Source organism: Testudinibacter sp. P17/SS/0325 (assembly GCF_053570765.1).
Map to the genome: position 1 here is coordinate 1,749,049 of NZ_CM131635.1, position 21,954 is coordinate 1,771,002.

Annotated in this window: 16 protein-coding genes, 7 tRNA genes and 3 rRNA genes; 17 read left to right on the top strand and 9 right to left on the bottom strand. The window is 47.6% G+C overall.

The genetic code is table 11. The annotated features are described in order from the left end of the window. Positions 1-15 precede the first annotated feature (15 nt). From wecG to ACWA50_RS08365, 15 genes are all read left to right on the top strand, one after another. On the top strand, positions 16-744 hold the full coding sequence (gene wecG / locus ACWA50_RS08295; protein ID WP_431054323.1) for a lipopolysaccharide N-acetylmannosaminouronosyltransferase: 729 nt from the start codon (positions 16-18) through the stop codon (positions 742-744). 127 nt (positions 745-871) lie between these two features. Next, a tRNA-Arg gene (locus tag ACWA50_RS08300) sits at positions 872-948 on the top strand. Between the two features lie 43 nt (positions 949-991). Next, positions 992-1,067, top strand: a tRNA-His gene (locus ACWA50_RS08305). 36 nt (positions 1,068-1,103) lie between these two features. Beyond that, positions 1,104-1,180 (top strand) — tRNA-Pro (locus tag ACWA50_RS08310). Positions 1,181-1,415: 235 nt separating this feature from the next. Continuing rightward, positions 1,416-2,955 (top strand): 16S ribosomal RNA (locus tag ACWA50_RS08315). A gap of 75 nt (positions 2,956-3,030) precedes the next feature. Continuing rightward, positions 3,031-3,107, top strand: a tRNA-Ile gene (locus ACWA50_RS08320). A 244-nt stretch (positions 3,108-3,351) separates the two neighbouring features. Next, positions 3,352-3,427, top strand: a tRNA-Ala gene (locus ACWA50_RS08325). 421 nt (positions 3,428-3,848) lie between these two features. Then, positions 3,849-7,137: ribosomal RNA gene (locus tag ACWA50_RS08330) — 23S ribosomal RNA — on the top strand. Between the two features lie 215 nt (positions 7,138-7,352). Then, positions 7,353-7,468 (top strand): 5S ribosomal RNA (gene rrf / locus ACWA50_RS08335). Together the 16S, 23S and 5S rRNA genes with 5 tRNA genes alongside form the textbook arrangement of a ribosomal RNA operon. Positions 7,469-7,724: 256 nt before the next feature. Continuing rightward, positions 7,725-8,198, top strand: coding sequence for a transcriptional regulator NrdR (gene nrdR / locus ACWA50_RS08340; RefSeq protein WP_431051518.1), 474 nt, complete (start codon positions 7,725-7,727; stop codon positions 8,196-8,198). Between the two features lie 9 nt (positions 8,199-8,207). Beyond that, positions 8,208-9,365 carry a bifunctional diaminohydroxyphosphoribosylaminopyrimidine deaminase/5-amino-6-(5-phosphoribosylamino)uracil reductase RibD gene (gene ribD, locus ACWA50_RS08345; protein ID WP_431051520.1) on the top strand — a complete coding sequence of 386 codons (1,158 nt, stop codon included), beginning with the start codon at positions 8,208-8,210 and terminating at the stop codon, positions 9,363-9,365. Beyond that, positions 9,359-10,417 carry an outer membrane-stress sensor serine endopeptidase DegS gene (gene degS / locus ACWA50_RS08350; RefSeq protein ID WP_431051522.1) on the top strand — a complete coding sequence of 353 codons (1,059 nt, stop codon included), beginning with the start codon at positions 9,359-9,361 and terminating at the stop codon, positions 10,415-10,417. Before ribD ends, degS begins: the two co-directional genes overlap by 7 nt. Positions 10,418-10,422: 5 nt before the next feature. Then, on the top strand, positions 10,423-11,100 hold the full coding sequence (locus ACWA50_RS08355) for a response regulator (protein WP_431051524.1): 678 nt from the start codon (positions 10,423-10,425) through the stop codon (positions 11,098-11,100). Between the two features lie 15 nt (positions 11,101-11,115). Further along, positions 11,116-12,426: a sensor histidine kinase gene (locus ACWA50_RS08360; RefSeq protein ID WP_431051526.1), complete on the top strand. Its 1,311-nt coding sequence runs from the start codon at positions 11,116-11,118 to the stop codon at positions 12,424-12,426. A gap of 63 nt (positions 12,427-12,489) precedes the next feature. Next, entirely contained in the window at positions 12,490-14,121 is a 1,632-nt protein-coding gene (locus ACWA50_RS08365; RefSeq protein ID WP_431051528.1) for a phosphoethanolamine transferase, read from the top strand. 11 nt (positions 14,122-14,132) lie between these two features. Here the strand turns inward: ACWA50_RS08365 and ACWA50_RS08370 are convergent, their stop codons facing one another. The 7 genes from ACWA50_RS08370 to ACWA50_RS08400 form a co-directional block, all read right to left on the bottom strand. Further along, on the bottom strand, positions 14,133-15,092 hold the full coding sequence (locus ACWA50_RS08370; protein ID WP_431051530.1) for an AEC family transporter: 960 nt from the start codon (positions 15,090-15,092) through the stop codon (positions 14,133-14,135). 67 nt (positions 15,093-15,159) lie between these two features. After that, positions 15,160-16,683: a ribosome biogenesis GTPase Der gene (gene der, locus ACWA50_RS08375; protein ID WP_431051532.1), complete on the bottom strand. Its 1,524-nt coding sequence runs from the start codon at positions 16,681-16,683 to the stop codon at positions 15,160-15,162. Between the two features lie 178 nt (positions 16,684-16,861). Continuing rightward, positions 16,862-16,938: transfer RNA gene (locus ACWA50_RS08380), tRNA-Asp, on the bottom strand. Positions 16,939-17,004: 66 nt separating this feature from the next. Continuing rightward, a tRNA-Asp gene (locus ACWA50_RS08385) sits at positions 17,005-17,081 on the bottom strand. Positions 17,082-17,188: 107 nt separating this feature from the next. After that, a complete protein-coding gene (dnaQ, locus tag ACWA50_RS08390; protein WP_431051534.1) occupies positions 17,189-17,968 on the bottom strand; it encodes a DNA polymerase III subunit epsilon in 780 nt (259 codons plus the stop codon). A 7-nt stretch (positions 17,969-17,975) separates the two neighbouring features. Next, on the bottom strand, positions 17,976-18,296 hold the full coding sequence (locus ACWA50_RS08395) for a type II toxin-antitoxin system RelE/ParE family toxin (protein ID WP_431051536.1): 321 nt from the start codon (positions 18,294-18,296) through the stop codon (positions 17,976-17,978). Next, complete coding sequence (locus ACWA50_RS08400) at positions 18,286-18,549, bottom strand: type II toxin-antitoxin system Phd/YefM family antitoxin (RefSeq protein WP_431051538.1); 264 nt, start codon at positions 18,547-18,549, stop codon at positions 18,286-18,288. The genes ACWA50_RS08395 and ACWA50_RS08400 overlap by 11 nt, the downstream gene beginning before the upstream one ends. Before the next feature lie 120 nt (positions 18,550-18,669). Here ACWA50_RS08400 and rnhA point away from each other — a divergent pair, with 120 nt between their 5' ends. Then, complete coding sequence (rnhA, locus tag ACWA50_RS08405; protein ID WP_431051540.1) at positions 18,670-19,134, top strand: ribonuclease HI; 465 nt, start codon at positions 18,670-18,672, stop codon at positions 19,132-19,134. Here rnhA and ACWA50_RS08410 read toward each other — a convergent pair. After that, a complete protein-coding gene (locus tag ACWA50_RS08410; protein ID WP_431051542.1) occupies positions 19,131-19,868 on the bottom strand; it encodes a class I SAM-dependent methyltransferase in 738 nt (245 codons plus the stop codon). The two genes, rnhA and ACWA50_RS08410, sit on opposite strands and share 4 nt — an antisense overlap. Before the next feature lie 36 nt (positions 19,869-19,904). Here ACWA50_RS08410 and gloB point away from each other — a divergent pair, with 36 nt between their 5' ends. Beyond that, positions 19,905-20,603, top strand: coding sequence for a hydroxyacylglutathione hydrolase (gene gloB, locus ACWA50_RS08415; protein WP_431051544.1), 699 nt, complete (start codon positions 19,905-19,907; stop codon positions 20,601-20,603). A gap of 50 nt (positions 20,604-20,653) precedes the next feature. On the opposite strand, the gene ACWA50_RS08420 is transcribed toward gloB, so the two are convergent. After that, a complete protein-coding gene (locus ACWA50_RS08420) occupies positions 20,654-21,949 on the bottom strand; it encodes an AmpG family muropeptide MFS transporter (RefSeq protein ID WP_431054324.1) in 1,296 nt (431 codons plus the stop codon). Positions 21,950-21,954 lie beyond the last annotated feature (5 nt).

The following is a 21,954-nucleotide window of genomic DNA, read 5'->3' on the forward strand; positions in this document are numbered from 1 at the left end:
ACAATGAGTAACACAATGATTGATAAAGTGACTATCCGTGGGATAGATATTTTGGCAGTGAAAGATCAAACGGCCTTTTTGGATTTTTTACTGAATGAAAACGGCGTACGGCAGGGCAAATTAATTGCCATCAATGCGGAAAAAATTATCACCGCGGAAAAACAGCCGGAAATAAAGCAATTGTTGCTCAATGCGGAGTTTAAATATGCCGACGGCATGAGTATCGTCAAATCGATTCAGAAAAAATACCCGCAATACCGCACTTTGCAACGGGTTGCCGGTTGTGACCTATGGTATGCTTTAATGGAAAAAGCCGGTAAATTAAATACGCTGGTTTTTCTGGTCGGCGGACAGCCGCAGGTCTTGGCAGAAACCGAACAGAAATTAACCGCACAATGGCAGGTGAATTTGGTTGGTTCACAAGACGGCTATTTTAAAGCTGAACAGCAAGCCGAATTGATTGAACGCATCAAAGCCAGCGGGGCGAAAATTATTACCGTTGCAATGGGGTCGCCGAAGCAAGAGCGGTTTATGTTGGCGTGCCAACAGGCATATCCTGAGGCGTTATATATGGGCGTGGGCGGTACTTATGATGTATTCACCGGGCGAGTAAAACGCGCGCCGTTAATTTGGCAAAAAGCCAATTTAGAGTGGTTGTACCGCTTATTAAGCCAGCCAACCCGTTGGCGCAGACAAGTCAATTTATTACAGTATGCCTATTACTATTTTGCCAATAAGCTGTAAAATAACCAGAAAGTTGGCAAATAACGAGCAAGTTGCATATTTTAACAGCAAGCGAGAAAAAAAATCAAAAAAGCACTAGACAAGTTATTCAGAAACACTTAATATGCGCCCCGCAACGACGCGATGTGCGCTCGTAGCTCAGTTGGATAGAGCGTTGGCCTCCGGAGCCAAAGGTCTCAGGTTCGAATCCTGTCGAGCGCGCCATGCGTTCGCATTTTGATTCAGCTAACGCTTGTCAGCAACAATGGTGGCTATAGCTCAGTTGGTAGAGCCCCGGATTGTGATTCCGGTTGTCGTGGGTTCAAGTCCCATTAGCCACCCCAATTTAACTTCTGGTTGGTTTAACAAGAAGTTGCCATCGGCGAGTAGCGCAGCTTGGTAGCGCAACTGGTTTGGGACCAGTGGGTCGTAGGTTCAAATCCTATCTCGCCGACCATTTCACTTTTTTTAAAGTTGAAATGAACCTTATCTCCTTTTCTTAAAAGGAATGAAGGTAAGGCTTTCTGTTCTTTAACAATATATCAGACAATCTGTGTGGGCACTTGTGCAAGGCATTGGTAATTTAAAGATTTAAAAAAACTAAAGTCTTAATGAGTGCTGATAGTAAATTCATAATTGAAACTTTTGTGGTTTCAATATTATAGTCAGAGATTCGTTGAGCGATTGAACTTGAATTGAAGAGTTTGATCATGGCTCAGATTGAACGCTGGCGGCAGGCTTAACACATGCAAGTCGAGCGGTAACGGGGAGTAGCTTGCTACTTTGCCGACGAGCGGCGGACGGGTGAGTAATGCTTGGGAATCTGGCTTATGGAGGGGGATAACTACGGGAAACTGTAGCTAATACCGCGTAATATCGAGAGATTAAAGGGTGGGACTTTCGGGTCACCCGCCATAAGATGAGCCCAAGTGAGATTAGGTAGTTGGTGAGGTAAAGGCTCACCAAGCCGTCGATCTCTAACTGGTCTGAGAGGATGACCAGTCACACTGGGACTGAGACACGGCCCAGACTCCTACGGGAGGCAGCAGTGGGGAATATTGCGCAATGGGGGGAACCCTGACGCAGCCATGCCGCGTGAATGAAGAAGGCCTTCGGGTTGTAAAGTTCTTTCGGTGATGAGGAAGGTGTTTTGTTTAATAGACAGAGCAATTGACGTTAGTCACAGAAGAAGCACCGGCTAACTCCGTGCCAGCAGCCGCGGTAATACGGAGGGTGCGAGCGTTAATCGGAATAACTGGGCGTAAAGGGCACGCAGGCGGATAGATAAGTGAGATGTGAAATCCCCGAGCTTAACTTGGGAACAGCATTTCATACTGTTTATCTAGAGTTTTGTAGAGAGGGGTAGAATTCCACGTGTAGCGGTGAAATGCGTAGAGATGTGGAGGAATACCGGAGGCGAAGGCGGCCCCTTGGACAAAGACTGACGCTCATGTGCGAAAGCGTGGGGAGCAAACAGGATTAGATACCCTGGTAGTCCACGCTGTAAACGATGTCGATTTGGGGGTTGCCTGTATGGGTGGCTCTCGAAGCTAACGCGTTAAATCGACCGCCTGGGGAGTACGGCCGCAAGGTTAAAACTCAAATGAATTGACGGGGGCCCGCACAAGCGGTGGAGCATGTGGTTTAATTCGATGCAACGCGAAGAACCTTACCTACTCTTGACATCCTAAGAAGAGCTCAGAGATGAGCTTGTGCCTTCGGGAACTTAGAGACAGGTGCTGCATGGCTGTCGTCAGCTCGTGTTGTGAAATGTTGGGTTAAGTCCCGCAACGAGCGCAACCCTTATCCTTTGTTGCCAGCATGTAAAGATGGGAACTCAAAGGAGACTGCCGGTGACAAACCGGAGGAAGGTGGGGATGACGTCAAGTCATCATGGCCCTTACGAGTAGGGCTACACACGTGCTACAATGGCGTATACAGAGGGAGGCGAGAGTGCGAGCTTAAGCGAATCTCTTAAAGTGCGTCGTAGTCCGGATTGGAGTCTGCAACTCGACTCCATGAAGTCGGAATCGCTAGTAATCGCAAATCAGAATGTTGCGGTGAATACGTTCCCGGGCCTTGTACACACCGCCCGTCACACCATGGGAGTGGGTTGTACCAGAAGTAGATAGCTTAACCGAAAGGGGGGCGTTTACCACGGTATGATTCATGACTGGGGTGAAGTCGTAACAAGGTAACCGTAGGGGAACCTGCGGTTGGATCACCTCCTTATATATGACTGATGATTTTGTATAGGTGTTCACACAGATTGTTTGATAGAAAAGAAGACAGACCGTATAGAGAGATAGGCTTGTAGCTCAGGTGGTTAGAGCGCACCCCTGATAAGGGTGAGGTCGGTGGTTCAAGTCCACTCAGGCCTACCAATTCTACTTATTCTGCACCGCTTTGAGGGTTGCGATACTCATATGCTCGCGCATACTGCGTTTCTCACCTCAAATCGCTTTTGAATAAGCGAATTGGCTTTTAGCTTCATCATCTTGAATATCTGCGATGCTCATGTGCTGTTCGCACACTGCGCTGCTTGATTTCAATCTGATTTTGCTAAAATCCTTGGCTGAAGTTTCTAGGACTAGCAATTAGGACTAGCTAAATACGGGAAAAAAGAAAGGGGCTATAGCTCAGCTGGGAGAGCGCCTGCTTTGCACGCAGGAGGTCAGCGGTTCGATCCCGCTTAGCTCCACCACGCTTTAACTTGTCACGACGAAGTCATTCATGACTGAAGTATCGGTGATAAGGGTTTATTGATTAATAGTGAGTTTTCTTAGCCAACGCTTTATGAGGGATTAAAAAACCTAAAGTGCGGTTAAGAGGATTGAGTATTGGTTGAAAAACCGATTTGTTCTTTAAAAATTTGGACACAAGCTAAAAACTGAAGAGAGCTCAAGCGTTCGAGAGGACGTAAGAGCTGAGTATTCGAAAATCGAGCAATCGAGAATCGAATTGGGCTTGTTTGGTGAGAAAAGGCACTGAGCAGGTCAGCGTAGGGAAACTTACGCACGAGTCAATGGAAGACGGCTTTGGGAATGGAAAGCGGACTGAACGAAACGGGCACGAAAGTGGTTAGTTGAAATGAAAGTGCGGTATAAAAATTCTTGAGGTTGTATGGTTAAGTGACTAAGCGTGCAGGGTGGATGCCTAGGCAGTCAGAGGCGAAGAAGGACGTGCTAATCTGCGAAAAGCGTGGAGGAGTTGATAAGAAGCGCTATCACTCCACGATATCCGAATGGGGAAACCCAGTAGATGAAGAATCTACTATTGTTAACTGAATCCATAGGTTAACAAGGCGAACCGGGAGAACTGAAACATCTCAGTACCCCGAGGAAAAGAAATCAATTGAGATTCCGTAAGTAGCGGCGAGCGAACACGGAGAAGCCGTTAGTGATAGTAAGTGAGTTAGGAGAATGTGTTGGGAAGCACAATCGCAGAGGGTGATAATCCCGTATCCGAAGGCACAGTTACGGTACTAAGCTAACAGCAAGTAGGGCGGGACACGAGAAATCCTGTTTGAAGATGGGGGGACCATCCTCCAAGGCTAAATACTCCTGACTGACCGATAGTGAACCAGTACCGTGAGGGAAAGGCGAAAAGAACCCTGGTGAAGGGAGTGAAATAGAACCTGAAACCCTGTACGTACAAGCAGTGGGAGCCTCTTTAATGGGGTGACTGCGTACCTTTTGTATAATGGGTCAGCGACTTATATTGTGTAGCGAGGTTAACCGAATAGGGGAGCCGAAGGGAAACCGAGTCTTAACTGGGCGAAGAGTTGCACGATATAGACCCGAAACCCGGTGATCTAGCCATGGGCAGGTTGAAGGTTGGGTAACACTAACTGGAGGACCGAACCGACTACTGTTGAAAAAGTAGCGGATGACTTGTGGCTGGGGGTGAAAGGCCAATCAAACCGGGAGATAGCTGGTTCTCCCCGAAATCTATTTAGGTAGAGCCTTAGACGAATACCTTCGGGGGTAGAGCACTGTTTCGGCTAGGGGGTCATCCCGACTTACCAACCCGATGCAAACTGCGAATACCGAAGAGTAATATCTAGGAGACACACGGCGGGTGCTAACGTTCGTCGTGAAGAGGGAAACAACCCAGACCGCCAGCTAAGGTCCCAAAGTCTATGTTAAGTGGGAAACGAAGTGGGAAGGCTTAGACAGCTAGGATGTTGGCTTAGAAGCAGCCATCATTTAAAGAAAGCGTAATAGCTCACTAGTCGAGTCGGCCTGCGCGGAAGATGTAACGGGGCTAAAACATAGCACCGAAGCTGCGGCATTCAGATGACAGATTTCAGATGTCAGGAGACAGTATGGCAATCAAGTTTGAAGATTTGAAGGTGTTTCAACGCGCTTATAAAGTGTCGTTGGAAATTCATCAAGCGAGCTTGGATTTTCCTAAGGTAGAGCAATATGCGTTAGGAGACCAAGTTAGACGGGCAAGCAAAAGCATTTGTGCAAATTTAGCCGAAGGTTTTGCAAGGCAACGTACTAAAGCGGATTTAAATCGATTTCTTAGCATGGCAATAGGCAGTGCTGATGAAATGCGAGTTTGGTTAAGATACTGTTATGACTTGAAATATGCAGATGAACAAGATTGGCAAAGATGGCGTAATGAATACGAAGAAATTGCGAAGATGTTACAAGGTTTTGGTAAAACACCGAAACCTGACGTCTGAAATCTGTCATCTGATTGGGTAGGGGAGCGTTGTGTAAGCGGAAGAAGGTGGCTCGAGAGGGCTGCTGGACGTATCACAAGTGCGAATGCTGACATAAGTAACGATAAAGGGGGTGAAAAACCCCCTCGCCGGAAGACCAAGGGTTCCTGTCCAACGTTAATCGGGGCAGGGTGAGTCGGCCCCTAAGGCGAGGCTGAAGAGCGTAGTCGATGGGAAACGGGTTAATATTCCCGTACTTGTGATAAGAGCGATGTGGGGACGGAGCAGGTTAGGTTATCCGGGTGACGGAAGTCCCGGTCCAAGCGTGTAGGATGGATGATTAGGCAAATCCGGTCATTTATATCAGAGGCGTGACGGGGAGACTCCACGGAGTCGAAGTAACCGATACCACACTTCCAGGAAAAGCCGCTAAGCTTATCTTATCATAAACCGTACTGAAAACCGACACAGGTGGTCAGGTAGAGAATACTCAGGCGCTTGAGAGAACTCGGGTGAAGGAACTAGGCAAAATAGCACCGTAACTTCGGGAGAAGGTGCGCTGACGGTAATTGAAGTCCGTTGCGGATGGAGGTGAAGTCAGTCGAAGTGACCAGCTGGCTGCAACTGTTTATTAAAAACACAGCACTCTGCAAACACGAAAGTGGACGTATAGGGTGTGACGCCTGCCCGGTGCTGGAAGGTTAATTGATGATGTGAGAGCATTTGATCGAAGCCCCAGTAAACGGCGGCCGTAACTATAACGGTCCTAAGGTAGCGAAATTCCTTGTCGGGTAAGTTCCGACCTGCACGAATGGCGTAATGATGGCCAGGCTGTCTCCACCCGAGACTCAGTGAAATTGAAATCGCCGTGAAGATGCGGTGTACCCGCGGCTAGACGGAAAGACCCCGTGAACCTTTACTATAGCTTGACACTGAACATTGAATTTTGATGTGTAGGATAGGTGGGAGACAGAGAAGTATTAACGCCAGTTAATACGGAGTCGTTGTTGAAATACCACCCTTTAAGGTTTGATGTTCTAACACAGACTGCGGCACGCGGTCGTGGACAGTGTCTGGTGGGTAGTTTGACTGGGGCGGTCTCCTCCCAAAGCGTAACGGAGGAGTACGAAGGTTTGCTAATCACGGTCGGACATCGTGAGGTTAGTACAATGGTATAAGCAAGCTTGACTGCGAGACGGACATGTCGAGCAGGTGCGAAAGCAGGTCATAGTGATCCGGTGGTTCTGAATGGAAGGGCCATCGCTCAACGGATAAAAGGTACTCCGGGGATAACAGGCTGATACCGCCCAAGAGTTCATATCGACGGCGGTGTTTGGCACCTCGATGTCGGCTCATCACATCCTGGGGCTGAAGTAGGTCCCAAGGGTATGGCTGTTCGCCATTTAAAGTGGTACGCGAGCTGGGTTTAGAACGTCGTGAGACAGTTCGGTCCCTATCTGCCGTGGGCGTTGGAAAATTGAAAGGGGCTGCTCCTAGTACGAGAGGACCGGAGTGGACGCACCGCTGGTGTTCCCGTTGTTTCGCCAGAAGCATTGCGGGGTAGCTATGTGCGGGAGAGATAAGTGCTGAAAGCATCTAAGCACGAAACTTGCCTTGAGATGAGTTTTCCCACACTTAGAGTGTGTAAGGGTTGTTTAAGACGAAGACGTAGATAGGCGGGGTGTGTAAGTGTAGTGATACATTGAGCTAACCCGTACTAATTGCCCGAGAGGCTTAACCATACAACGCTCAAGGGTTTTACCCAAAAGCCGAGAGAAAGTTGTAAGAAAAGACAAGAGACGAAAGAGCGAAGTCAGAAGCTCGAGTAGGGCTCGAGGAGTTTGAATCAGTAATAGCTTGTGACCGAATAGGAATAACAGCGAAAGAAACGCTGAAAGAATAAAAAATAGAGAACAAAACAAAGTAAGAAGAAGCAAAAACAATCAAGCCGAATTATTCCGGCGGCGATAGTGCGGTAGCACCACCTGACCCCATGCCGAACTCAGAAGTGAAATGCCGTAACGCCGATGGTAGTGTGGGGTCTCCCCATGTGAGAGTAGGACACCGCCGGATATTATTGAATAGAGAGAACAAAAGCCCTTTGCAGTCATGCGAAGGGTTTTTTGCGTTTGGGCGGAAAAAGGATTAGGGAGCGTTGGCGGATAGAGTGCAAGTGCGGTTAGCTTTACTTTTCTGATCATAAATGCATGAGAAAATACGGACAAATATTTTACGAATAATTATAATAGCCAATTATTCTCTGGATTTAATTAGTTAGCCGTTATATGGTGGGCAATTAAACTCCATATCGCAAATAAGGGAGGAATTTATGCATTGTCCTTTTTGTTCCACTGAAGATACCAAAGTGATTGATTCCCGCTTGGTTGCCGATGGCTATCAAGTGCGGCGGCGGCGAGAGTGTACGCAGTGTCGCGAACGTTTTACCACCTTTGAAACCGCGGAACTGGTGACTCCTAAAATTATCAAAAGCAACGGCAACCGCGTACCATTTGACGAAAAAAAACTGCGCTCGGGCATGCAGCGTGCGTTGGAAAAACGCCCGGTTAGTGCGGATGATATTGAAAAATCAATCAGCCATATTATTCATCAGTTACAAGCCACCGGAGAACGTGAGGTACCGAGCAAATTAGTGGGTACTTTGGTCATGGAAGAATTAAAACAATTAGATAAAGTTGGCTACATTCGTTTTGCTTCGGTCTATTTAAGTTTTGATGATATTAAACAATTCGGCGATGAAATCGAAAAATTAACTGATGAAGCGATTGTGAAAGAGCAGAATTAAGGATCAAGAATGACAGTATTTTCAGAACAAGATCGCGGTTTTATGCAACGTGCAGTGGCACTGGCGACATTAGGGCGTTGGACGGTTGATCCGAATCCTCGGGTTGGCTGTGTGATTGTGAAAGATGGTCAGATTATCGGCGAAGGTTATCACCAGAAAGCCGGACAGGGGCATGCGGAAGCCAATGCTTTTCAGCAATGTGAAGTGAATAGGCAAAGTGCGGTCGGCGCAACATTGTATGTCACTTTGGAACCCTGTTCTCATTTTGGCAGAACACCGCCCTGTTCACATAAAATTATTGAGAATGGTATCAAAAGAGTTGTGGTTGCAATGCGGGATCCGAATCCCCTCGTTGCAGGCAAAGGGATCACTTTATTGCAGGAAGCGGGGATTACAGTCGAAGTCGGTTTGTTGGAACAAGAAGCAGAGGAGCTGAATAAAGGCTTCCTAAAAAGAATGAGAACCGGACGTCCATTCGTACAATTGAAAATGGCAATGACGATTGACGGTAAAACCGCAACCGCTTCAGGTGAAAGTAAGTGGATCACCGGCGAAGCGGCACGGGCGGAAGTGCAGGATTACCGGGCTGCGGCGAGTGCGATTTTATCCGCCAGTGGCACGGTGTTGGTTGATGATCCGTTATTAAATGTGCGTTGGCAGCAATTGCCGCCGACGATTCAAGCCGTGTATCCTGAACAAAAATTACGCCAACCGGTACGGATTATTATGGACTCTAAGCATCGGATTCGTGCTTATCATAAATTATTCAGTATCGAAAGTGCGGTTTGGTTGGTGGGTAACGCGAACCAGATACGGGATTTGTCATCTTTTCCGGATTTTGTCGAGGCGCTTGAACTGAATTCTTCCGCTCACCAATTGACCGCTTTGATGGATGAATTAGGCAAGCGTGAAATCAACACGTTATGGATTGAAGCCGGCGCAAATCTGGCAGGTTCGCTAATCAGTGCCGGCTTAGTCGATGAACTGATTGTGTATATTGCCCCGAAATTACTCGGCGATCAGGCGCGTGGTTTATGCCATTTGCCGGATTTGCACTGTCTTGCTGATGCGCCGCAGTGGAAATTGGTTGCCACGGCACGGGTCGGCGAGGACTTTAAAATGGTTTATCGCCCTGATTTGGCCGAAAGCGGAGAGACGGTATGTTAAAAAAAATTCTACAATCCGCGTTAATCGGATTATGTGCCGCCGCATTCGTATTGGCATTAGCCCCGCTATGGCAAGGGAAGAAAACATGGTTTGCGGGTGACGATTCATTACAAATCATTTCTTATGCCAGTGCGGTACGCATTGCCGCGCCGGCGGTGGTTAATGTTTATAATCAAGCGCTGCAAGGCACGAATAATCTTGGTGATAACCATGAATTGCGTGTCAATAATTTGGGTTCCGGCGTGATTATGCGGGCTGACGGCTATATTCTGACTAACCGGCATGTGATTAATAATGCGGATCAAATTGTGGTGGCATTGCAAACGGGGCAGCTGTACCAAGCAACTTTAATCGGCTCCGATAGCCTGACCGATTTAGCTGTGTTAAAAATTCAGGCGGATAATTTGCCGACGATTCCACAAAATAACAACCGTCGGGTTTATGTCGGCGATGTGGCGTTGGCGATTGGCAATCCTTATAACTTAGGGCAAAGTGTCAGCCAAGGGATTATCAGCGCACTGGGACGCAGTGCCTTGGGTGAAATCGGGCGGCAAAATTTTATCCAAACCGACGCTTCGATTAATCGCGGCAATTCCGGTGGCGCACTGATTAATACCGCCGGAGAGCTGATTGGTATCAATACGCTGAGTATCGGCAAAGATAGTGCTGAAATTGCCGAAGGCTTAAGTTTTGCCATTCCGATTGATATTGCCAATGAGGTGTTGAAAAAAATCATTCAAGACGGACGAGTCATTCGCGGCTATTTCGGGGTAGAAAGCCAAATTTTCTATAATAATGAAGATCAGCTGGGGCTCAATCAGCGCGGCGTACTGGTGACCGCCGTTGCTGAAAATGGTCCGGCGGCTGAAGCCGGAATCAAACAAGGGGATCTGATTGTTCAATTTAATGGCAATGCGGTCAATTCGCCGACCGAACTGTTGCAAATTATCGCCGATACCCGCCCGGGAACACGGGTTGAAGTGCAGGTCGAACGGTTAGGACAAGTGCTGACCTTACCGGTGACAATCGCCGAATATCCGCAACAAAAGTAAGTATTATGCGTATTTTACTGGTTGAAGACGACAATATGATCGGCGAAGTGCTGAAAGCCAGTTTGAAAGATGCGGCATATGCAGTGGATTGGGTGCAAGACGGGCAGGCGGCATGGGTTGCGCTGCAAATCCAAACATACGATATTTTGCTGCTGGATTTGGGCTTGCCCAAAAAAGACGGTTTGCAGCTGCTGAACGAACTGCGACAGCAAAATGAGCAGATGGCGGTGCTGATTGTGACCGCGCGGGACGATTTGCCGAGTCGTATCGGTGGCTTGGATGGCGGCGCAGACGATTATCTGGTGAAACCGTTTGATATGGCTGAGCTGCTGGCGCGTTTGCGTGCGGTTGTACGGCGTAAAAATCAACAGGGAAAACGCCGTCTAAGCAACGGCTATCTCACCTTGGATGATGATAGTCATCAGGTTTTTTTAGCCGAACATCCTAACGGCATTGCACTAACACAAAAAGAATTTGCTTTGCTACAAACTTTGTTACAACACCCCGGTAAAATCTATTCCAGAGCGGAATTAGAAGATAAATTGTACCCTTGGGGCGAAGAAGTGGAAAGTAATGCGGTCGATTATCTGATCCACGCCTTGCGTAAAAAACTGGGCAAGCAGAGTATTCGCAATATTCGCGGCGCCGGTTGGACGATTCCGAAAGGAACGTCGACGCAGTAACATAAGAGATGTAGTATGAAAAATTCGATTCGGCGTAAATTGATTCTCAGCTTAACCCTTCTCTCCGTCACGGCAGCGTTGCTGACCGCACTTTTCATTTTTTATGCTTCCTTTAAATTCGCTTACCGCCTGCAAGACGATATTTTGCAGCAAAGTGCGCTATTTATCGGTGCGGATACGCCGGTGAGCGAAGTTGCGCTGAATAATCGTGATAATCAGATTTTTGTGCATAATGTGCTGACGCCACCGGATAAACCCTATTTTATCCCTAATTTAGCTTCTTATGCCGACGGTTTGCATAGCCTGACGCTACAGGGACGGCATTATCGGGCGTACATTAAGCACGAGCAAACACAACCGGTGGCGGTGTTGTTCGATGAAGAAGAATTTCGTGATGAAATCGCCGCTTATGCTGCCGGGCTGGGAACGGCGCCAATGCTGCTGTTTATTTTATTGATGTTACCGTTGGCGGCATGGGTGGTACAGCGTAGTTTACGCCCGATTAATCAGCTGTCCGAACAGGTTAAACAAAGGAGCGAAAGTGATTTGACCGCACTTGATGAAGACAATATCCCGACCGAGATCCACGCTTTTGTACAATCGATCAATCACTTATTCAGCAAAGTTGATCGCAGTGTACGCCAGCAACAGCGCTTTATTGCCGATGCCGCGCATGAGCTGCGCAGCCCGATGACCGCACTTTCATTACAATTGGAGCGGTTCTTACAGCAAAATACCCTTCCCGAAGCCGCAGAAACACAGTTAAGCGGGATTAGCCGAAGTGTCGTACGGGTTCGCCATTTGTTAGAACAACTGTTATTGTTGGCAAGGGTGCAAGCGGAACACATTGAACCTACACGCCGGATAGTGTCGCTGTTAGCGGTTTATCGCCGGGTCTTGACCGATTTATTACCCTTAGCCGACGCAAAACGGCAAGATATCGGCGTAGTCAGTAAAACGGATTGTCATATTTTAGCCAATGAAGACGAACTTTATTTGTTGATAAAAATCTTATGCGAAAATGCCATTCGTTATACCCCGATTGGCGGGCAGATTGATTTGGATTTGCAGCAAGGCGCAAGTGCGGTGATCCTGAGTGTTGATGATAACGGCGTCGGGATCGCCGAATCGGAGCGGGAACGGGTGCTAGAGCCGTTTTACCGTATCCTTGGCAGCGGAGAACAAGGTACCGGCTTGGGATTGGCGATTGCGGATAATATTGTCAAACGCTATCGAGGGAGGCTGATCTTGGCAGATACAATCCGCTTTGCACATGGATTAAGTGTGAAAATCCGGTTACCGTACCCATCGCTACAGGCACCCTAATTTTTAGCTAATTTTTCTTCTGTATTGTGGCATTGAATCTTGAAGGATACAGAGGACATATTTGTGAAATTCCCCAAATTTCTACCGCACTTTTCATTAACCAGTAGCAAATTGCAAGCCTATGTCGCGCTTTATTTCACTTTGATACTGAATTATGCGTTTTACCGTGCCATATTGACCGCGCACCCGTTTACCGGCGCAAGCTATGACTACTTTTTATTGACTATTCCGTTATTTATCTTTTTTACCTTAAATGCAGTGTATCAATTATTGGCATTGCCTTACCTACATAAAATCATCATGCCGTTATTGCTGATTACCAGTGCGGCAATTGGCTATAATACTTTGTTTTATAATGTCTATTTTGATACCAACATGTTGGAAAACGTGTTGCAGACCACTTCGACCGAAGCCGGCAAATTGATTACGTTGCCCTATTTGCTGTGGATTGCCGTGTTTGGTGTCTTGCCGGCATTGCTGTATTTAGGTGTAAAAGTACGATACCGCACTTGGCATAAAGAAATTGCGCTGCGTGCTTTGATGATTCTCCTTTCGCTGGTGGTAATAGCTGGGATCGCTAAAGTTTATTATCAGGATTATGCTTTTTTTGTGCGCAATAATAAACAAACGGTTAATTTGATTGTACCGAGTAATTTTATCGGCGCCGGTGTGAATGAAGTAAAACGTGTGCGTCAAGCAAACCGTCCGTTTGAACGGATTGGCTTAGATGCCAAACAAGTGAAAGCAGACGGACAAAGACGGCGGGTGTTGGTGCTAGTGCCCGGAGAAACCACCCGTGCGCAGAATTGGGGCTTGAACGGCTACCAGCGCCAAACCACGCCTAAATTGGCGGCGCGCGGGACAGCGGTGGTGAACTTTCCGAATGTCAGCAGCTGCGGCACGGCAACCGCACTTTCATTGCCTTGTATGTTTTCCGTGATGGATCGTGATCATTACAACGGTTCAGTGGCACAAAAGCAGGATAGCGTGTTGGATTTGATTCAACGCAGCGGCGCAAATGTGCTGTGGTTGGATAATGACAGCGGCTGTAAATATGTGTGTGATCGCGTGCCGAATGAAAATGTCAGCGCATTGCAATTGCCGGAGTTTTGCCGCAACGGGGAATGTTTGGATAATATTCTGCTATACAATTTTGAACGGCAGATCAGTGCAGATCCGAGTAAAGACCTGGTGATTGCACTGCATACCATGGGCAACCACGGTCCGACTTATTCGGAACGTTATAGCGAAGAATATCACCGCTTTATTCCGAGTTGCGATACGCAGGATATTGCCAAGTGCAGCCAAGAACAGCTGGTGAACAGCTATGACAACGGCGTATTGTATATTGATCAGTTTTTGGATCGGATTATTGCTAAACTTCAGCAACATAGCGAATGGAATACCGCACTTTACTATGTTTCCGATCACGGCGAATCCTTAGGCGAAAGCGGAATGTACTTACACGGTGCGCCGTATTCGATTGCCCCGAAAGAACAAACCCGAGTGCCGATGATTTTCTGGGCTTCCGACGGCTGGAAACAACAAACCGGTTTGAATACGCAATGCTTGCAGCAACAAGCCGACAGCAATGCCTATTCCCACGACAATTATTTCCATTCCGTGTTAGGTTTGATGGAGATTAAAACAGAAGTATATCAAGCGCAACAAGATCTGTTTGCCGCTTGTCGTTAAGCAAGTGCGGTTTACATCCAGTGCAATTGTTTTAAGATCACAATGCCGAGAGATGAGCCGAACATCGCCGCAAACGTGGTGATACCGATAATGTTGGCGGCGGTTTTGGCATTACCGCCCATACTGTGTACCATTGCGTAGCTGGCAGCGGCGGTCGGGGTGGCGCTCATTAAAAACAGAATGCCTAGCTCCATGCCGTGTAAACCGAAAGCACGCGCAATCAGCACCATCACCAAAGGGGCTAACAGCACCCTGCCGATACTGGCTTGGATGGCGACGGTTGAGGAGCTGTCCATGTTTCTCAAATTCAAACTGGCGCCGGCGCAGAGCAGGGCTAACGGCAATGTCATATTGGCAAGATAGTCGCCGGTGCTGATCAAGGTGTCGGGCAAAGTAAAGCCGAGATTGCTAAATAATAGTGCGCAGACAATCGCAATAATCAATGGATTTTTTAACAGTTGTTTGAAAATATAAGTTAGATTGGCTTTGCCTCCTTCAGCGAGGGAACGGCTGAGCGTAATAACTGCCAATACATTGAATAATAAGGTGATCATAGCGGTATAAACGGAAGCGATTGCCAAACCTGCCGAGCCGTAGGCATTCGCACATAACGACAGCCCGATAATGCCGCTATTCGCGCGGAACACGCCTTGTACAAAAGTACCGCGTTCTCTTTTCTCTTTGACATAACGTAGCGCAAACCATTCGGCAAGCAAAAATAAAACCAACGTGCTAAGCGTGCCGAGACCGACAAGGGTGATTTGGGCGCCATAGTCCGTTGGATTTTTGATGATACTCAGAAACAACAGTGCCGGCAGGGTGATGTTAAACACCAATTTTGCGCCTTGATTGCTGAATTGGTCGTTGATCATCCGGATTTTTTTCAGATAGATACCGAGTAACAACATGAGGATATTCGGCAAGGTAACCGCAATAGAAAAGAGAATGGAATCGAGAAATCCGTTTTGCATTTGCTGTCCTTGTAACCCTCCCTGCGCAAGCGGAGAGGGAAATTGAACTAATGGGTATCAGAAAGTCTTATCTTTTTGATTTTTTGATAAATTTCATCAACCGTTTGCGCTTACGCAACTGGTTCGGCGTTAAAGTGTTGCGCCGTCCGGCAAACGGGTTGTTGCCTTCTTGGAATTGAATCCGAATCGGAGTGCCGATAATTTTCAGGCTGCGACGGTAATAATTGGACAGATAGCGTTTATACGAATCCGCCAGCTTATCCAGCTGGTTACCGTGGATCACGATAATCGGCGGATTGTGTCCGCCCGGGTGGGCGTATTTCAGTTTAATCCGTCTGCCGGCTGCCAATGGCGGTTGGTGTTCGTCGGTCGCCATTTGCAAAATACGCGTCAACATTGAAGTGGAGAAACGTTTGGTGGCGCATTCGTAGGCTTCCTGCACCGAATCAAACAGATTGCCGACCCCGCTGCCGTGTAGGGCCGAGATAAAATGAATGCGCGCAAAATCAATAAAATCCAAACGGCGATCCAATTCGGACTTCACCTGATCCTTAATATCTTGGCTCAAGCCGTCCCATTTATTGACCACGATCACCAACGAGCGACCGGCATTCAGAATAAAGCCGAGTAGAGATAAATCTTGGTCGGAAATCCCTTCGCGTGCGTCAATCGTCAGCAATACCACATTGGCATCTTGGATCGCTTGCAGGGTTTTGATCACCGAGAATTTTTCGACGGCTAAAGTCACTTTGCCGCGCTTGCGCACACCGGCGGTGTCGATGAGGGTATAGTGCTGTCCGTCGCGCTCCATCGGGATATAAATACTGTCACGGGTGGTGCCGGGCAAATCGTACACCACCACGCGATCTTCGCCTAAAATACGGTTAGTCAGGGTGGATTTGCCGACATTCGGGCGACCGACAATGGCGATTTTGATGTTTTTTTGCTGTTCTTCTTCCGCTTCTTCGTCTTCCGCCAGTGCGCTGTCTAAAAGTGCGGTATCTTCTTCGTTATTAAAATCAAAATCGTGATCCCATTCATCGGCTTCAACCGCACTTTCATCGTCGTTTTCGTTTTGTTGCAATTGTGCCGCAAACGGTGCTAGTACGTCTTCGATTAATTGGGTTACGCCGCGTCCTTGTGCCGCTGCGATTTGTGAAATCTCGCCTAAACCCAGTTGATAAAATTCGGCGCAATGGGAGTCGGCGTCAATGCCGTCGGTTTTGTTTGCCACCACCACAGTGGTTTTTTCCCGTTGGCGCAGATAGTTGGCAATGCCGATATCCGGCGGCATTAAGCCGGCGCGCGCGTCAACCATAAACAAAACGACATCGGCTTCTTCAATCGCCAACAGCGATTGTTCCGCCATTTTTTCTTCGACGCCTTCTTCGGTGCCGTCAATGCCGCCGGTATCGATTACGATAAAATCATAACCGGCAATGTGTGCGTGTCCGTATTTGCGATCACGGGTCAAACCGGGAAAATCGGCAACCAAGGCATCACGGGTGCGGGTTAAGCGGTTAAACAGCGTGGATTTACCCACGTTAGGGCGACCGACCAGGGCGACAACAGGAGTATGGGCAGGAGTCATAAAAAACCTCGATGAATGAATATTTTTGCGCTATTCATTGTGTTTAAATTGTGCAAGATGATACCGAATTTTCGGGGTGACGAATAGCGAAAGTTATCGCGCTGACCGCACTTTTAGTGTTTCTCGTCAAATTTAGCCCAATAAAAAACCCGATATTTGCATATCGGGCTGAATAAATTGGCGGAATGGACGGGACTCGAACCCGCGACCCCCTGCGTGACAGGCAGGTATTCTAACCAGCTGAACTACCACTCCGCACTGAAATATCAGTGTATTTTGAGGCTAAGTCGATATCGTAAAACACAATATCATATAATTTGTTGGCGGAATGGACGGGACTCGAACCCGCGACCCCCTGCGTGACAGGCAGGTATTCTAACCAGCTGAACTACCACTCCGCGATTAGGTGAGGCGCATGATAAAGGGCTGTGCGCCTTTCGTCAATCATTTTTTGCCAAACTGTTTTTGATTGCTTAATCCATAAACGAATTACGCCAAATGTTGCTTAATGCAGATGGTTTTCTGTGCGTTTTTGCCAAAAACAGTTGTCTTTACTTTTTTTACTAATCAGCTTTAAGTATTCTAAATGCGCTTCTAATTCGGTTTCATCCGGCGCAATGGTGCGAAATTGTGCCAAGTGCGGTTGCAAATGAGCCGTTCGGATATTTTCGCGCTTGTCGCCGGCAATATGCGCGTCATCATCATGGTGTTCTTCGCCAAACAGACTGACTTGCCCGCCGGTCATTTGCAGATAAACATCGGCTAAAATTTCGGCATCGAGTAATGCGCCGTGCAAGGTGCGCTTGCTGTTGTCAATATTCAAGCGATCACATAAAGCATCCAGGTTATTGCGCTTGCCGGGATACAGCTTACGCGCCATTGCCAGACTGTCGGTCACCACGCTGATGTCAGCGGTTTTCAGGTTTTTGGTTTTGGCGAGTTTGCCGAATTCATAATCGATAAAGCCGACGTCAAACGGCGCATTATGGATAATCAGCTCGGCACCGCGGATAAATTCGATAAATTCATCGGCAATCGCGTCGAAAGAGGGCTTATCCGCCAACATTTCATCGGTAATTCCGTGGACTTTGATTGCCTCCGGATCCACCGGACGGTTCGGTTTGATATAAACGTGAAAGGTGCGCCCGGTTAAGCGGCGATTTATCATCTCCACTGCACCAATCTCAATAATACAGTGCCCTTCGTAATGCGCACCAAACTGGTTCATGCCTGTGGTTTCGGTATCCAATACAATTTGGCGTTCCGGGGTAATCAGTTCTGACATAGCATTCCTAAAATTTGAAATGGGAAGATAAATGATTTTTTGGCAACATTTTTTGGTGCAACACCGCAATAATGATAATCTCAGTTGATTTTTTTATGTAATAAATCATATGGCTTTTATAAGGGAAGCTGAAAACCATTTCACCAACATCATTTCTCTCTTTTCCGGCATTGGGATTTTGTACTAAAAATTGCATCGTTGCTTTCATTTCAGCCAGATACTGTTCGGTTTGTAATTTGCCCCATTTTTCGAGTATATAGCGACGAATATGAATCAGATCAGATTTTGCGGCAACCGAAAGTTGAAATGAATATTTTTTAATCGTCATATTCGCCATTGTTTAACGCATTGAAAAAATCATCCCCCGAAATCAAACGCTGATGGCATATATCATGTTGGGCTTGCTGCGCCCGTTGTTGTAGCAACTGCAATTTTAACCATTCGATATTTTCATACTCCGCCATTGACATCATCACTGCTACGGCTTTGCCGCCCTGATTGATTTGCAACGTATCGTTTTGCACTTTCAACAGCATATGATTGAAATGGGTTTGCGCCTGATTGGCATTGATAGACTCCATACAACCTCCTTTATAATCTGAAGTGAGTATAATCGAATTACGGCAGAATCAAAACCGCTATAGAGCATTCACAAAAATTACGTTATTATCGCACCAATTTAGCTAAAGCGTGTAGTAGAGATGATGAAAAAGATAGAAATTTACACCGACGGATCTTGTTTGGGCAATCCCGGGCCGGGCGGAATCGGGGTGTTGCTACGTTATAAACAACATGAGAAAACCATTTCACAGGGCTATCGTTTAACCACCAATAACCGCATGGAGTTGTTGGCGGTGATCACGGCGTTGGAGAGTTTGACCGAAAATTGCGCGGTCATGTTGTCGAGCGATAGCCAGTATATGAAAAACGGCATTAACCAATGGATTCACAACTGGACACGCAATAATTGGCTAACCAGCAATAAAAAACCGGTGAAAAATCAGGATTTATGGCAACGCTTGGATCAGGCGATTCAACGCCATCAAATCGATTGGCGCTGGGTGAAAGGGCATGCCGGGCATACGGAGAACGAACGGGTTGATCAACTGGCGAAGCAAGGCGCGGAAAATCCGACCCAAGATGACGCCGGTTATCAACCGGATTAATCACCCGACCGCACTTTCGCTTCGGCATTGCTCAAGGCGTTGGCGGGGGAAAAAATCGGATTTTTAAAGCGCACCTTTTGCGGATTGAGCGACAGCGGAATGGTGCGTTTGCGTGCCACAATCACCGCCAGTTGTCCGCCGACGGTGCCAAAGTGCGGTAACGCGAGTGGTTTTACCAGCGTGTTATGCCGCACAATTTCAAATTCCAACAGCTCCAACCAATCCATTACGCGCCAGGTCAGATATTTACGCATTTGCCAGCGTTGCCCGACCGTACTTTTCTTTTCCAAATGGCGTTTCCACAGCAGCGAACTACACGGATTGAACAACGAAATAAACAGATAACCGTCATCGCTCAATACGCGCGCCACTTCACGCAGCAACTGGTGCGGATCTTGCGCAAAATTCAGGGTATTGGCGAGCAGACAGGCATCAAGCGCTTTTTCATAAAACGGCAAATGGGTGATTGAAGCCTGAATTGCAGAACGGCTTTCATCTGCGGTCGGCTTGACATCGGGAAAATCCGGATAAAGCAAAATATGCTGCTGATTCGGGGCGTACCAGTCCAATTCCGCACTCAAACCGCCGATTCTCAACACATGTTGTCCGTAAACTTTGGCGAACCAAGGTGCAAAGTAGTTATTGAGGGCTTGACAATAACGCTCACCTTGCTTTAATTGCTGCCAAGAGATAGGTAATTGCAGAGAATAGGGATATTTTGCACGCCACTTCATCAATCGTCACCAGATTTGTTTTAACGGAGAATAGCTATGTTAATACCATTACCCGCCCTAAATGACAACTATATTTGGTTGTATGCCGCTGAGAATGAGCCGGTGCTGATTGTTGATCCGGCTGAAGCCGCGCCGGTTTTGCGTTATTTGGCTGATCATCATTTAATACCGGCGGCGATTTTATTAACCCACGGGCATGCGGATCATATCGGCGGCGTGGCGGAATTAAAACAACACTATCCGCATTTGTCGGTTTACGGCTCGGATGAGGTGGCGGAGATCGCGACACAGGTGGTGAATCAGGGGGCGTTTGCGTGCGGACATTATCAGCTTGAGGTGATTCCGACTGCCGGGCATACCGCCAACCACATCAGCTTTGTGATCAACGGACACCTGTTTTGTGGCGACGCATTGTTTTCCGCCGGTTGCGGACGGGTCTTCACCGGCGATTACCAAGCGATGTTTGACGGGCTGCAACGTTTAAAAGCGTTGCCGGATGAGACGGTGGTTTGCGCCGCTCATGAATATACTTTGAGTAATTTACGTTTCGCATTGACGGTGATCGAGGATAAAAGTGCGGTCGAACAGCAGTTAAAACAAGTGGAAGCTTTAAGGGCGCAGGGCAAAGCGAGCTTGCCGACCACATTAGGCTTAGAGCGGAAAATTAATCCGTTTCTACAGGCAAAAACCGTAGACGAATTTATCCGCTTGCGCAAAGCGAAGGATAGCTTTTAGGAATTGAACCGCACTTTGGGTTAGATAAAGTGCGGTTATCTCGGCTTTGATTACGCCTTGTTTTCACTGTTGCCATTGCCTTTTTCATTCCACGGCGCAACCCAATACAGGCAGAGCATGCCGGGTACGGCAAGGAAGAAGCAGAACCAGAAATAGTCGTAGTAGCCGAAATAGTTGATTAACACGCCTGCCTGCGAGTTAAACAACGTACGCGGCAAGGCAGCCAAGCTGGTGAACAGCGCCAGTTGGGTCGCGGTGTAGAGCGGATTGGTTTCCCTCGCCATAAACGCCACAAACGCGGCGGTGCCCAGCCCGATACCGATATATTCGGCGGCAACCACAATCGTAAGAATCACTAATGCCTTGGTGGTGACGGTTTCAAAATATTCGTAAGATGCCAACCAAGCAAAACCGAGAATCGTGATAATTTGCACCAAGCCGAACAGCCACAGCGCACGGTTGATCCCGATTTTCAGCATGATAATGCCGCCGACAATACCGGCGATTAACATCGGCCAAACCGAGGCGTTTTTAACCACAATGCCAATGTGGCTGGTGCTGAACCCCATGTCCAGATAGAACGGCGTAATCAGCGCAGTTGCCATACTATCGCCCAGCTTATACAAAAAGATGAAGCCGAGAATGCCGATTGCGCCCCAAATCCCCTTACGGCTGAAAAATTCTTGGAAGGGTTTGACCACGGTATCGGTCAACGTGCGGTTTGCCGACAGATCGATTTTAGGTTCATAACTGAGAAACAGGGTCATCAAAATTCCCGGCAGCATGAAAAGTGCGGTAATGATAAACACCGTTGCCCAAGGCAGATAATCCGCCAAAATCAGCGACAATGATCCGGGGATGAATCCGGCAATCCGATAGGCATTGACATGAATCGAGTTGCCTAAGCCCAGTTCCTTATCGTCCAAAATTTCACGCCGATAGGCGTCTAACACGATATCTTGCGTGGCGGAAAAGAAGGCGACTAACGTTGCGGCGGCGGCAATCAGTCGTAATCCGCCGTGAGTTTGCGGATCGAGAAAACCAAACAGTGCCAACGAAACCAACAATAACAGTTGGGAGACAAACATCCAACCGCGGCGGCGCCCTAAAAACGGCGGTACAAAGCGGTCTAACAACGGCGACCATAAAAATTTCCAAGTATACGGCAAACCGGTCAAGGCAAAGAAACCGATCGTCGCCAGATCGACTTGCTGGGCGCGCAACCAGAGCGGGATCAGCGAGATTAAAATATACAGCGGCAGCCCGGAGCTAAAGCCGGTAAAAACGCAAATCAGCATTTTGCGGGTGAAAATTTGGGAAATTATGCTTTTTTGTTGTTCGGACATCATCA

Coding starts and splice junctions, on each gene's coding strand:
- wecG (WP_431054323.1), top strand. CDS start 16: ATGATTGATAAAGTGACTATCCGTGGGATAGATATTTTGGCAGTGAAA.
- nrdR (WP_431051518.1), top strand. CDS start 7,725: ATGCATTGTCCTTTTTGTTCCACTGAAGATACCAAAGTGATTGATTCC.
- ribD (WP_431051520.1), top strand. CDS start 8,208: ATGACAGTATTTTCAGAACAAGATCGCGGTTTTATGCAACGTGCAGTG.
- degS (WP_431051522.1), top strand. CDS start 9,359: ATGTTAAAAAAAATTCTACAATCCGCGTTAATCGGATTATGTGCCGCC.
- ACWA50_RS08355 (WP_431051524.1), top strand. CDS start 10,423: ATGCGTATTTTACTGGTTGAAGACGACAATATGATCGGCGAAGTGCTG.
- ACWA50_RS08360 (WP_431051526.1), top strand. CDS start 11,116: ATGAAAAATTCGATTCGGCGTAAATTGATTCTCAGCTTAACCCTTCTC.
- ACWA50_RS08370 (WP_431051530.1), bottom strand. CDS start 15,092: ATGCAAAACGGATTTCTCGATTCCATTCTCTTTTCTATTGCGGTTACC.
- der (WP_431051532.1), bottom strand. CDS start 16,683: ATGACTCCTGCCCATACTCCTGTTGTCGCCCTGGTCGGTCGCCCTAAC.
- dnaQ (WP_431051534.1), bottom strand. CDS start 17,968: ATGTCAGAACTGATTACCCCGGAACGCCAAATTGTATTGGATACCGAA.
- ACWA50_RS08395 (WP_431051536.1), bottom strand. CDS start 18,296: ATGACGATTAAAAAATATTCATTTCAACTTTCGGTTGCCGCAAAATCT.
- ACWA50_RS08400 (WP_431051538.1), bottom strand. CDS start 18,549: ATGGAGTCTATCAATGCCAATCAGGCGCAAACCCATTTCAATCATATG.
- rnhA (WP_431051540.1), top strand. CDS start 18,670: ATGATGAAAAAGATAGAAATTTACACCGACGGATCTTGTTTGGGCAAT.
- ACWA50_RS08410 (WP_431051542.1), bottom strand. CDS start 19,868: ATGAAGTGGCGTGCAAAATATCCCTATTCTCTGCAATTACCTATCTCT.
- gloB (WP_431051544.1), top strand. CDS start 19,905: ATGTTAATACCATTACCCGCCCTAAATGACAACTATATTTGGTTGTAT.
- ACWA50_RS08420 (WP_431054324.1), bottom strand. CDS start 21,949: ATGTCCGAACAACAAAAAAGCATAATTTCCCAAATTTTCACCCGCAAA.